The sequence below is a fragment of the Streptomyces sp. SAS_270 genome, assembly GCF_052543295.1.
This window is the reverse complement of record NZ_JBMNDS010000010.1, coordinates 26,052-38,621: the sequence shown is the minus strand read 5'-3', so window position 1 is coordinate 38,621 and position 12,570 is coordinate 26,052. Positions and strand designations below refer to the sequence as shown.

Here is a 12,570-nt window from a genome sequence, read left to right as displayed (position 1 = left end):
CGCAATCCTGGAGCCCTCATCATGGCGAAGCGCAAAGGCCGCCCCGTCGTCCACGCCGCGACGGTCGTGGCGCTGCTCGCGAGCAGCGCCTACTTCACCTACGAACTGCGCAAGGACGAGCAGGCGAAGGTCCCGGCCACCCAGTCGGTCACCGACAACGCCCAGCAGGGTTCGGGCAAGGCGACCGGCAAGGAGACCTGGGAGCGGCTGAACAACCCGGCGCGCTCGGTGCTGCGCGACGGCAAGGGCGCGGTCATCGCCACCTACACGGACGGAGCCCGCACCGCCACGCTCAAGGGCCCCACCCGGACCTTCACCGAACCGTCCAACACCAGCACCAAGGTGGTCACCAACGACTGGGTGCGCCTCCTGCCGGAGCCCTGGACCAAGGGCGCCGAGAAGCAGCAGTGGTACAAGGACTGGTTCAAGCAGTACAACGGCAGCGAAGAGGACGACATCTTCGCGTTCGCCTTCCAGTACACGCCGGGCGCGCCGGTCAAGAAGGACGACCAGGGGGTCCAGTACGAGGGCCACGCGTTCTACGGGCCCCTCAAGTCCGACGGCGTGGACCGGTACGAACAGACCGACTTCTACGACTACCTGGGCATCCCGTACACCTTCCGGGACGGCACCACGAAGCAGCCGAGCTCCGACCGCCTGCGCTCCGTGGACTGCTCCGGCTACCTGCGTCTGGTCTACGGCTACCGTGCCCGCTACCCCCTGCGGTCCGGCAACGAGTCCGGCGACGGGCTGCCGCGCACGGCCGACGCCATGGCCCGCTCCAAGACCGGTGTCGACATCATCAAGCTCCAGGGCCCCAGCCCCTGGTACGTCCGGCCGACGAACATCGATGTCCTCCAGCCCGGAGATCTGCTGTTCTTCAAGATGGACCACCGCACCGGCAACCACATGGACCACTCCGCGATCTACCTGGGCCCGGACACCGAGGGCCACAAGGTCTTCGTCTCCAGCCGCAAGGAGCAGAACGGGCCCACGATCGGCGACCAGGGCGGTGTCTCGCGGCTCGACGGCAACGGCTTCTACGCCGGGCTGTTCCGCACTGCCAAGCGCCTTTGAGCGGTGTCCGGCCTCGCCCCCAGTTCTTCGTGGGCGAGGCCGTCACCCGCGTGGGGGCTGGCCGTCGCGACGGCTCCGCCCCCACTTAGAGTGAAGCGGTGAACGGCGACTGGCTCCTCCGCGGACGCGACGGCAGGCTCAGCGTGTACCTGCTGTCGGAGGCCGCCGTGCTCTGCCGGGCGGAGCACGGCCCCGGCGGCTCCTGGGACCCGCCGCGCACCATCGGCGGCGCCCAGCGCCTGCACCCCGTCCTGGCCGTCGGCCAGGGCGCCGACGGCTATGCCCATCTGGTCTCCTGGCGCCCCACCGTCACCGGCGAGTCCGGCCTCGTCCACTCCACACACTTCCGGCCACGGCTCGCCGCCCTCGACTGGACCCCGATCGGCCACCCCGACAAGAAGGGCGACCGGACGGGCATTCCCGCCGTCGCCGTCGACGCCGAGGGCCGCGCCCACGTCTTCGTGCGCAACAAGAGCGGCGGCGTCAGCATGGTCGCCCAGAAGGAGAAGGGCGGCTGGGATCCCTGGCGCGACCTCAAGGGGCGTGACGTACAGGGGGAGTTGGCCGCCGTGACCGGCGAGTCCGGTTGTGTCGAGCTGTACGCGGCCACCGGCGACGGGATGCTGTACTGGCGCCAGCAGAAGCCGGGCGAACAGCCGGTGCTGGAGGAGGAGTTGGGGGCGTCGGTACGGCCCGGCACGCTGCGTGCGCTCGCGACGTCCCCGGAGCGCACCACCCTCTTCTACACCGACGGCACGGGCGATCTCCGCGCCTGGCGTCCCGGTGGCGAGCCCGTCGTCCTGCTTGCCGGTGCCGGGCCGGGGCCCGTGAGCGCCGTTCGCTGTGAACTCGACGGCCACGACTGCACGTTGCTCGCCCAGCGGTCCGCCAGTGGGCGGGTCGCCTTCGCGGCGTATCCGACCGAGGGTGAGTCGGCGGGCGCGTGGTGGACCGAGTCGGGTCCTCAACTCCCGGCTGACGCCCGGGTGTCGCTCGCCTCGGACGAGGACGGCCGCGTGGTCGCGGCGAGCCTGGCCCCGGGGACCGGTGCCCTGCTCCTGACCCGCCGCAAGAACGAGCCGGGGCTGGCCCTGGAGGCCTGGCACCCGGTGTGAGGGCAGTACGTTTCTCGCCCCTCCGCCCCTGCCCTTCCCGTTGTCCTGGGGGCTGCGCCCCCTCTCCCCCCGCTTCGGCCTGAACGGCCTCGTCCTCAAACGCCGGACGGGCTGGAAATAGCCCCTCCGGCGTTTGAGGAGCGGGGGTCCTGGGGCGGAGGGGGCGAAGAAGGCTTCTGGTCGGGCGGAAACGCCGGGTGCCCCGCACGCCTACCTGGCGTACAGGGCACCCGACCATCACAGCGAAGCGTTACGCCGGCACGCTGGCCACGCCCGTCTCCAGGAACCGCTTCCCGGTGACCCGCTCGGAGACGCCCTCGCGGTCGAGGTAGGGAGTGATCCCACCGAGGTGGAAGGGCCAGCCCGCGCCCGTGATCAGGCAGAGGTCGATGTCCTGCGCCTCGGCGACGACACCCTCGTCGAGCATGAGCCCGATCTCCTGCGCGACGGCGTCCAGGACGCGGTCGCGGACCTGCTCCTCGTCGAGGACGGTGTCGCCCTGCTTGAGGAGTGCGGCGACCTCGGGGTCGAGCTCCGGCTTCCCGCTGTCGTACACGTAGAAGCCGCGCTTGCCCGCCTTGACGACGGCCGCGAGGTTCGGGGAGACCGTGAAGCGGTCCGGGAAGGCCCGGTTCAGGGTCTCGGAGACGTGCAGACCGATGGCCGGACCGACCAGTTCGAGGAGGACCAGCGGCGACATCGGCAGACCCAGCGGCTCGACCGCCTTCTCGGCGACCTCGACCGGCGTGCCCTCGTCGATGACGTTCTGGATCTCGCCCATGAAGCGGGTGAGGATGCGGTTGACGACGAACGCCGGGGCGTCCTTCACCAGCACCGCGGTCTTCTTCAGCTTCTTGGCGACACCGAACGCCGTGGCCAGCGCGGCGTCGTCGGTCGCCTCACCGCGGACGATCTCCAGAAGGGGGAGGATCGCGACCGGGTTGAAGAAGTGGAAGCCCACGACCCGCTCGGGGTTCTTCAGCTTCGACGCCATCTCGGTCACCGACAGCGAGGAGGTGTTGGTGGCGAGGATCGCGTGCGCCGGGGCGACCGCCTCGACCTCCGCGAACACCTGCTGCTTGACGCCGATCTCCTCGAAGACGGCCTCGATGATGAAGTCGGCGTCGGAGAAGCCCTCGGCCTTGTCCAGCACACCGGAGACCAGCGCCTTGAGGCGGTTGGCCTTGTCCTGGTTGACGCGGCCCTTGCCGAGCAGCTTGTCGATCTCGGCGTGGACGTAGCCCACACCCTTGTCGACGCGCTCCTGGTCGATGTCGGTCAGCACGACCGGCACCTCCAGGCGGCGCAGGAAGAGCAGCGCGAGCTGCGAGGCCATCAGGCCCGCACCCACGACACCGACCTTGGTGACCGGACGCGCGAGCGACTTGTCCGGCGCACCCGCGGGACGCTTGCCGCGCTTCTGGACGAGGTTGAACGCGTAGATGCCCGCGCGCAGTTCGCCACCCATGATCAGGTCGGCGAGCGCCTTGTCCTCGGCGTCGTAGCCCTGCTGGAGGTCGCCGTTCTTGGCCGCGGCGATGATGTCCAGCGCGCGGTAGGCGGCGGGAGCCGCACCGTGCACCTTGCTGTCGGCGATGAACCGGCCGCGCGCGACGGCCTGGTCCCAGGCCTCGCCGCGGTCGATGACCGGGCGCTCGACCTCGACGTCGCCCTTCAGCACCTGGGCGGTCCAGATCAGCGACTGCTCCAGGAAGTCCGCACCCTCGAACAGGGCGTCGGCGATCCCGAGGTCGAAGACCTGCTGACCCTTCAGCTGCTTGTTCTGGTTGAGCGAGTTCTCGATGATCACCGAGACGGCCTTGTCGGCGCCGATCAGGTTCGGCAGGATCGTGCAGCCGCCCCAGCCGGGGACCAGACCGAGGAAGACCTCGGGCAGCGAGAACGCCGGGAGCGCCTTGGAGACCGTGCGGTACTTGCAGTGCAGGCCGACCTCGACGCCGCCGCCCATGGCCGCACCGTTGTAGTACGCGAAGGTCGGGACCGCGAGGGCGGAGAGGCGCTTGAAGACCTCGTGGCCGCCCTTGCCGATGGCGAGCGCGTCGTCGTGCTTCTTCAGGAGCTCTACGCCCTTGAGGTCCGCGCCGACGGCGAAGATGAACGGCTTGCCGGTGACGCCGATACCGACGATCTCGCCGGCCGACGCCTCCTTCTCGACCTGGTCGATGGCGGCGTTGAGGTTCGCCAGCGACTGCGGGCCGAAGGTGGTCGGCTTGGTGTGGTCGAAGCCGTTGTCCAGCGTGATGAGCGCGAAGCGCCCGGCGCCGAACGGCAGGTCCAGGTGGCGTACGTTCGCCGCGGTGACGACCTCGCCGGGGAACAGCTCGGCCGCGCCCTTCAGGAGTTCAGCGGTGCTCACTTGTCGCCTCCGGCGTCCTTGTGGTGCGGGTTCTCCCAGATCACCGTGGCGCCCATGCCGAAGCCGACGCACATGGTGGTGAGGCCGTAACGGACCGCCGGCTGCTCCTCGAACTGGCGGGCCAGCTGCGTCATCAGACGGACGCCGGAGGAGGCGAGCGGGTGGCCGTAGGCGATCGCGCCGCCGTACTGGTTGACGCGCGCGTCGTCGTCGGCGATGCCGTAGTGCTCAAGGAACGCGAGCACCTGGACGGCGAAGGCCTCGTTGATCTCGAAGAGGTTGATGTCCTCGATCGAGAGGCCCGCCTTGGCGAGGGCCTTCTCGGTGGCCGGGATCGGGCCGTAGCCCATGACCTCCGGCTCGACGCCCGCGAAGGCGTACGAGACCAGGCGCATCTTCACCGGCAGGTTGTTCTCGCGGGCGAAGTCCTCGGAGGCGAGGATCGAGGCGGTGGCGCCGTCGTTCAGACCGGCCGCGTTACCGGCGGTGACCCGGCCGTGGACGCGGAAGGGGGTCTTGAGGTTGGAGAGGTTCTCCAGCGTGGTGCCGGGGCGCATCGGCTCGTCGGCGGTGACCAGGCCCCAGCCCGTCTCACCGACCTCCGCGTTGGTGTTGCGCACCGAGACCGGCACCAGGTCCTGCTGGATCTTGCCGTTGGCGTACGCCTTGGCGGCCTTCTCCTGCGAGCGCACGGCGTACTCGTCGGCGCGCTGCTTGGTGATCGTCGGGTAGCGGTCGTGCAGGTTCTCGGCGGTCATGCCCATGAACAGGGCGGACTCGTCGACCAGCTTCTCGCTGACGAAGCGCGGGTTCGGGTCCACGCCCTCGCCCATCGGGTGGCGGCCCATGTGCTCGACACCACCGGCGATGACGGCGTCGTACGCACCGAAGGCGATGGAGCCCGCGGTGGCGGTGACGGCGGTCAGCGCGCCCGCGCACATGCGGTCGATGGAGTAGCCGGGAACCGACTGGGGGAGACCGGCGAGGATTCCGGCCGTGCGGCCCAGCGTCAGGCCCTGGTCACCGATCTGCGTGGTCGCGGCGATGGCGACCTCGTCGATCTTCTTGGGGTCCAGGCCGGGGTTGCGGCGCAGCAGCTCCCGGATGGCCTTCACGACGAGGTCGTCGGCGCGGGTCTCGTGGTAGATGCCCTTCGGGCCCGCCTTGCCGAACGGGGTGCGGACGCCGTCGACGAAGACGACGTCCCTGACGGTACGAGGCACGATGGCTCTCCTCCAGATGCGGGATGGCACTGCTGCGCGGCGCACACGCCTGAGCGCGCGCTCACCTCACCATGCTACTTACGAGTAACCATGCTGCACAGTCCCGGAGGCGGGAGCGGCGAAGGTCACACCCGCGGAGGTGCCGTGGAGCCCCTCGGGGTGAGGACGGGGGTGGACGCCAGATGCGATCCGGGCCCCTCGCCGGTGATCACCCCGAACAGCGTCCGCGCCACGTCCGCGCCGAATCCGTGCACGTCATGGCTCATCGCGGAGAGCGTCGGATGGGTCAGCCGGCACAGCTGGGAGTCGTCCCAGGCGAGCAGCGAGACATCGCCGGGCACGCTCAGCCCCATCTCGGAGGCGACCGACAATCCGGCGACGGCCATGATGTCGTTGTCGTACACGATCGCGGTGGGACGGTCCGGGGGAGCGGCGGCCAGCAGCGACCGGGTGGCCCGCGCGCCCGCCTCCCCGGAGTAGTCGGTGGCGACCTGCCAGGCCCCGTCGAGGTCGAGGGCCCGCGCCGCCTCGTCGAAGGCGGCGGCACGGATCGTGGTGTGGCCGAGCGCCGCCGCACCGCCGACCCGGGCGATCCGCCGGTGCCCGAGCGCGCCGAGATAGCGCACGGCCTCGGTCACGGCGGTGGCGTCGTCCGTCCACACGGTGGTGAGGCCGCCGGTCAGCGAGGGGTGCCCGACGGCCACGGCGGGCATGCCGAGCCGCTCGACGGCGGCCACCCGCGGGTCGTCCGCCCGGAAGTCGACCATGATCGACCCGCCGATCTGCCGCCCCTTCCACCAGGCGTCCTGCAGTCGGACCTCCTCCTCCAGGTTCCGCACCAGGCGCAGCAGCAGCGAGCAGGAGTGCTCCGTCAGCACGCCCTCCACACCGGAGATGAACTCCATGTAGAACGGTTCGAGCCCGAGCAGCTCGGCCGGCCGGCAGATCGCCAGCCCCACCACGTCCACCCGTCGGCTGGACAGCGACCGCGCCGTCAGGTTCGGCGCCCAGCCCAGCTCGCGGGCCGCGTCGAAGATCCGGTCGCGGGTGGCATCCGACAGCCCCGGTTTGTGGTTGAAGGCGAGCGACACCGCGCCCTTGGACACGCCGGCGCGCGCGGCGACGTCCTTGATGGTGACGCGAGCTGTCGTCATCGAGTGAACTCCACGCAGTACAGGGCCGATCGGGCGGTTTCCGCATCGGGAGTCTCCCAGCCGCGTACGGCGATGGTCACCTGTTCGCCGGGGAGCAGCGTGACGAGTCCGGTGTCGGCCGTGGCGGCGGGGTCGATCCGGTCGGCCTGCAGCAGCAGATCCCGTACGAGCGTGCGGGCCGTCACGGTCACCGCCCCCGGTGCGACGCTCACCTCGAACTCCGGTCGTGGGTAGGGGACTTCGCGGTCCGGTACGGGGAAGTGCAGTGCGCGCAGCCCGTCCGCGTCGGCCACCAGGAACTCCTTCGGCCCGGCGGGCTCCAGCTCCCGCGGTACCCGAACCTCGGCGACCGTGCGCGCGAGGGCCGACAGACTCAGGGTCGCCTCGCCCACGACCTCGCCCTCGACGGACATCCGGCGCAGCACCAGCGAACCCTGCCAGGCCTCGGCCGACTGGTTGACGGCGGCCAGCAACAGTCCGTCCGAACGGGCCTGCAGGGTCAGCAGCCTGTCCGCGTACAGCCGCTTCAGCTCGTGGTAGAGCGGCTTCTCGCGTCCGTCGCCGTCGATCGCCGCCCAGGACGTCACCGGCCAGCAGTCGTTGAGCTGCCAGACGATCGTGCCGGCGCAGCGGGGCCAGTGGGCGCGCCAGTGCTCGATTCCGGCCGCGACGGCCCGCGCCTGGTTGACCTGGGTGAGGTAGTGCCACCGGTCGAAGTCCCCCTCCGGCAGTGGGAAATGCCGGGCGAGCCCGCGCTCCAGCTTCCCGTTCCCGTCGTCCGCCTTCTGGTGGTGCAGCATCCCGGGGGAGTCGGCGGCAAGCTCCTCACCGGGCAGCGCGCGCCGCAGCGTCGCGAAGGCGGGCGGCGCCTGCCAGCCGAACTCGGCCACGAACCGCGGGACTTCGAGCCGGTAGTCGGCGTAGTCCTCGCGGTTCCACACCTCCCACGAGTGGTGCGTGCCGCGCGCCGGATCGTTCGGGTGATGGTCCCAGGAACCGGACCACGGACTGCCGGGCGTGTACGGCCGCGTCGGGTCCGACTCCGCCACGACACGCGGCAGCAGCCCCAGGTAGTACCCCTCGCCCCACGAGTCCCCGGCCAGCCGCCGCTCCCAGTCCCAGTCCCTGAAGCCCCACAGGTTCTCGTTGTTGCCGTTCCACAGCACCAGCGAGGGATGCGGCATGAGCCGTACGACGTTCTCGCGGGCCTCGGCCTCCACCTCGCCGCGCAGCGGCTGTTCCTCGGGGTAGGCCGCGCAGGCGAACGGGAAGTCCTGCCACACCATCAGGCCCAGTTCGTCGCAGGCGTCGTAGAAGTCCTCGCTCTCGTAGATGCCGCCGCCCCAGACGCGGACCAGATCGACGCCCGCGCGGGCCGCCTGCGCGAGCCGGGTCCGGTACCGCTCCCGGGTGATCCGGGACGGGAAGACGTCGTCCGGGATCCAGTTGACGCCCCGCGCGAACAGCCGTACCCCGTTCACCACGAAGGTGAAGCCGCAGCCGTGCTCGTCGGGCGAGGTGTCCAGCTCGATGGTGCGGAAGCCGATGCGGCGCCGCCAGGAGTTGAGCGGCCCATGGGTGTCGAGGAGGGTCAACTCGATGTCGTACAGCGGCTGTTCGCCGTATCCGCGCGGCCACCACAGCTCGACGTCGGGCACGTCGAGACGTACGGTTCCGCTCGTGCCGTCGATCACCGCGCTCACCCGCACCCCGCCGAGTCGGGCCTCGACGGTGAGTTCCGCCTCGATTCGGGTCCGTTCGACCTCGACGGACAGGTCGACCCGGCCCGTCGAGCCCTGCACGGTCACCACGGGCCGTACCCGGGCGATCCGCGCCGTCGACCAGCGCTCCAGTCGGGCCGGCCGCCAGATTCCGGCCGTCACCAGGGTCGGTCCCCAGTCCCAGCCGAAGGAGCAGGCCATCTTGCGCAGGTACTGGAAGGGCTCGGGATAGGCGTTGGGCCGCTCACCGAGGCGGTCGCGCACGGCCTCGGCGGCGGTGTAGGCGGAGGTGAAGCGCACGGAGAGCGGGCCGCTCATGCCGGTGATGTCGAAGCGGTGGGAGCGGTGCATGTTCCGGACACGGCCCAGGAGTTGGCCGTCGAGCCGGATCTCGGCGGCGGTGTCCAGGCCGTCGAAGACGAGGTCGGTCTGCTCGTGACCCGAGGAGAGGGGCAGCTCGAAGTCGTACGTCCAGTCCCGCCGGCCCACCCACGCGACCTCGGTCTCGGCCTGCCCGAGAAGGGGGTCCGGGATGACTCCGGCGGCCAGCAGATCGGTGTGCACACAGCCCGGCACCGCGGCGGGAAGCGCGCTTCCCTCGTGCCGCAGAGTCCATCCCTCGGTGAGCGGTGTGGCATCCAGCATGCGCGCTCCCTAAACCGGTCCAGCCCCTGAACTCCCAGCGCTGGATGACATTTTTGCATCGTTGGCGGAATAGAGACTTTACCGGTTCAGTAACGACTGCCAGAGTGCCGAATCAGCCAACCCACTCGTGCTCGTCCGTCACAGAACGGAGCTGGTGCACATGAACAGCCGCAGGATTCTCGCCGGATCGGTGGTCGCCCTCGCCCTCATGGCCTCGGGGTGCACCGGCACCGGAGGCTCGACGAAGGGCGCGGACGCCAAGGCGCCGGTCGACCCGGCCAAGGTGAACGGAACCATCACGGTCCTCACCCAGCGGACCGACCTCGTGCAGGACGGCACGATGAAGAAGTACGCCGCCGAGTTCAACAAGACGTATCCGAAGGTCAAGGTCAAGTTCCAGGCCCTCACGAACTATGAGGCCGAGGTCAAGATCCGGATGAACACCGAGAACTACGGTGACGTCCTGCTGATCCCGGGCGTGATCAAGAAGAGCGACTACCCGAAGTTCTTCGCCTCGCTCGGCACCGACACCGAGCGCAGCAAGAAGTACCGGTTCACCGACTTCACCACGGTCGGCGGCAAGGTCTACGGGCAGAGCCCGATCGGCGTGATGCCCGGCTTCGTCTACAACAAGAAGGTCTGGCAGCAGGCGGGGGCCGGCAAGTGGCCCACCACACCGGCCGAGTTCCTCGCCGACCTCAAGGCGATCAAGACGAAAACCGACGCGACGCCGTACTACACCAACTTCTCGGCCGGGTGGCCGCTGACCTCCTGGACGTTCGTCAACGGCTCGGTGCACTGCGACACGGGCGCCACCACAAAGATCGCCGAGGGTGACCCCTGGGCGAAGGGCGCCGATCTGCGCGTCGGTGACCAGCTGCTCTACGACACCGTGCACGACGGATACGTCGAGAAGGACCCGACGACCACCAACTGGGAGGCGTCCAAGGCCCGGTTGGCGAAGGGCGAGATTGCCACCGAGTGGCTCGGGACCTGGGCGATCATCCAGTTCCAGGACGCCGCCAAGAAGGCCGGCCTCGACCCGGACGACATCGGCTTCATGCCCTTCCCCGCCCAGGTCGACGGCAAGTTCTGCGCGACCGTCGGCCCCGACTACAACCTGGCCGTCAACGTCCACTCCCCGCACAAGGAGGCGGCCCGCGCCTGGATCGACTGGTTCACCGACAAGTCCGGCTACGACAAGGACAACCTGGCCATCTCCCCGCTCAAGGACGCGCCTCTGCCGACGGTCCTGAAGCCGTACGAGGACGCCGGGGTGAAGCTCATCGAACTCGACGACAGCGCGGGCGCGAAGGTCAAGCTGGTCGACACCGAGTCGGAGGTCGGCATCAACACCCCCGACTACCGCCAGAAGCTCGTCGACCTCGCCCGCGGCGCCGGAAAGGGCAGCCTCGACGACTTCTACGCCGATCTCAGCAAGCGCTGGACCGAGGCTCAGAAGAACGCGGGGTCCTGATGGCGGACACCACCCAGAAGGCGGCCTTCAAGGCCGCGGCGCCGGCCGCGGCCGGCGTCCGCCGTCCGCCCCCGGCTCCGCGCCGCGCCCGTCTGTGGCGCGGAGTCACGCCGTGGCTGTTCCTGATCGCCCCGCTCGCCCTGCTGATCGTCTTCACCTACGCGCCGATCGCCAACATGGTCGCGTACAGCTTCACCGACTGGGACGGGGTGAGCCCCGAACTGCACTACACGGGCACCGGGAACTACACCGAACTCTTCACCAGGGAGGACCTCTTCCAGGTCTTCTTCGTCAGCGGCTACTACCTCGTCGCCTCCGCGTTCCAGATCGCCGCAGCCCTCTACTTCGCGACCGTCCTCAGCTTCAACGTCCGCTTCCGGAACTTCTTCAAGGGCGTGCTCTTCTTCCCGTATCTGATCAACGGGGTCGCGATCGGTTTCGTGTTCCTCTACTTCTTCCAGGACGGCGGCACCCTCGACACGGTGCTCGGCCTGTTCGGCTACCACTCCGACCACGCCTGGCTCGGCACGTCGACGTCCGCGAACATCTCGCTCGCCGGGGTGTCGGTCTGGCGGTACATGGGCCTGAACTTCGTGCTCTTCCTGGGCGCGATCCAGTCCATCCCGGGGGAGTTGTACGAGGCCGCGGAACTGGACGGCGCGAACCGCTGGCACCAGTTCCGGTACATCATCGCGCCGGGCATCAAACCGGTGCTGAGCCTCACCGTGATCCTGTCGATCTCCGGCTCGCTGTCGGTCTTCGAGATCCCGTACATCATGACCGGCGGGGCCACCGGCACCGAGACCTTCGTGATCCAGACGGTGAAGCTCGCCTTCCAGTTCAACAAGACGGGGCTCGCCTCGGCCGCCGCCGTCGTGCTGCTGCTGATCATCCTCGCGGTGACCTGGCTGCAGCGGCGCCTCGTTCCCGACGACAGGGTGGATCTCGTATGACGCGCCGCGCGGTTGCCCGCACCTTCGTCTACCTGTCGCTGGTCGTCGCGGCCGTGGTCGTCCTGCTGCCGCTCGGCGCCGTCCTGCTGACCTCGCTCAAGTCCTCGCAGGAGATGTCGGACGACAGCGGGGCCCTCACCATGCCGAAGGACTTCCTGAACTTCGACAACTACGTGACGGCGTTCCAGGACGGCCGGATGCTCTCCGCGTTCGGGAACACGGCCGTCATCCTGCTGGTCGCCATCGCCGGAACCGTGCTCATCGGCTCGATGGCGGCGTACGCGATCGACCGCTTCACCTTCCGCTTCAAGAAGCTGGTGGTCGCGCTCTTCCTGGTCGCCGCGCTCGTCCCGGGCGTGACCACACAGGTGGCCACCTTCCAGATCGTCAACAGCTTCGGCATGTTCGACACGCTGTGGGCGCCGATCGCGCTCTACATGGGCACGGACATCGTGTCGATCTACATCTTCCTGCAGTTCGTCCGGTCCATCCCGATCTCCCTGGACGAGTCCGCACGCCTCGACGGCGCCAACGCCTTCACGATCTACCGGAAGATCATCTTCCCGCTGCTGCGGCCGGCGATCGCGACCGTCGTGATCGTGAAGGGGATCACCGTCTACAACGACTTCTACATCCCCTTCCTCTACATGCCGTCCGAGGATCTTGGCGTGATCTCGACGTCGTTGTTCCGCTTCCGCGGGCCGTTCGGCGCGCACTGGGAGACGATCTCGGCCGGGGCGGTGCTCGTCATCCTCCCGACCCTGATCGTCTTCCTGCTCCTGCAGCGCTTCATCTACAACGGCTTCATGCGGGGCGCGACCAAGTGAG

The 12,570-nt window shown here is 69.2% G+C and carries 9 protein-coding genes; 5 read left to right on the top strand and 4 right to left on the bottom strand.

What is annotated here, in order from left to right; translation table 11 throughout:
• Positions 1 to 21: 21 nt before the first annotated feature.
• Both ACN6LB_RS09545 and ACN6LB_RS09540 read left to right on the top strand, forming a co-directional pair.
• Positions 22 to 1,077, top strand: a complete 1,056-nt coding sequence (locus tag ACN6LB_RS09545) for an NlpC/P60 family protein (protein ID WP_445025424.1) — start codon at positions 22 to 24, stop codon at positions 1,075 to 1,077.
• Between the two features lie 98 nt (positions 1,078 to 1,175).
• Positions 1,176 to 2,192, top strand: a complete 1,017-nt coding sequence (locus tag ACN6LB_RS09540; protein ID WP_445025423.1) for a hypothetical protein — start codon at positions 1,176 to 1,178, stop codon at positions 2,190 to 2,192.
• Between the two features lie 250 nt (positions 2,193 to 2,442).
• On the opposite strand, the gene ACN6LB_RS09535 is transcribed toward ACN6LB_RS09540, so the two are convergent.
• The 4 genes from ACN6LB_RS09535 to ACN6LB_RS09520 form a co-directional block, all read right to left on the bottom strand.
• A complete protein-coding gene (locus ACN6LB_RS09535; RefSeq protein ID WP_445025422.1) occupies positions 2,443 to 4,569 on the bottom strand; it encodes a 3-hydroxyacyl-CoA dehydrogenase NAD-binding domain-containing protein in 2,127 nt (708 codons plus the stop codon).
• Positions 4,566 to 5,792: a thiolase family protein gene (locus tag ACN6LB_RS09530; protein ID WP_445025421.1), complete on the bottom strand. Its 1,227-nt coding sequence runs from the start codon at positions 5,790 to 5,792 to the stop codon at positions 4,566 to 4,568. Before ACN6LB_RS09530 ends, ACN6LB_RS09535 begins: the two co-directional genes overlap by 4 nt.
• Positions 5,793 to 5,917: 125 nt before the next feature.
• Positions 5,918 to 6,946: a LacI family DNA-binding transcriptional regulator gene (locus ACN6LB_RS09525; RefSeq protein WP_445025420.1), complete on the bottom strand. Its 1,029-nt coding sequence runs from the start codon at positions 6,944 to 6,946 to the stop codon at positions 5,918 to 5,920.
• Positions 6,943 to 9,312 carry a glycoside hydrolase family 2 protein gene (locus ACN6LB_RS09520; protein ID WP_445025419.1) on the bottom strand — a complete coding sequence of 790 codons (2,370 nt, stop codon included), beginning with the start codon at positions 9,310 to 9,312 and terminating at the stop codon, positions 6,943 to 6,945. Before ACN6LB_RS09520 ends, ACN6LB_RS09525 begins: the two co-directional genes overlap by 4 nt.
• Before the next feature lie 160 nt (positions 9,313 to 9,472).
• On the opposite strand from ACN6LB_RS09520, the gene ACN6LB_RS09515 reads away from it, so the two are divergent.
• Genes ACN6LB_RS09515 through ACN6LB_RS09505 form a run of 3 tightly spaced genes read left to right on the top strand, consistent with a single transcriptional unit; the run spans position 9,473 to position 12,569 of the window.
• A complete protein-coding gene (locus ACN6LB_RS09515) occupies positions 9,473 to 10,789 on the top strand; it encodes an extracellular solute-binding protein (RefSeq protein ID WP_445025418.1) in 1,317 nt (438 codons plus the stop codon).
• Entirely contained in the window at positions 10,789 to 11,742 is a 954-nt protein-coding gene (locus ACN6LB_RS09510; RefSeq protein ID WP_445025417.1) for a carbohydrate ABC transporter permease, read from the top strand. Before ACN6LB_RS09515 ends, ACN6LB_RS09510 begins: the two co-directional genes overlap by 1 nt.
• Positions 11,739 to 12,569: a carbohydrate ABC transporter permease gene (locus ACN6LB_RS09505; protein WP_356145795.1), complete on the top strand. Its 831-nt coding sequence runs from the start codon at positions 11,739 to 11,741 to the stop codon at positions 12,567 to 12,569. Before ACN6LB_RS09510 ends, ACN6LB_RS09505 begins: the two co-directional genes overlap by 4 nt.
• Position 12,570: the final 1 nt, after the last annotated feature.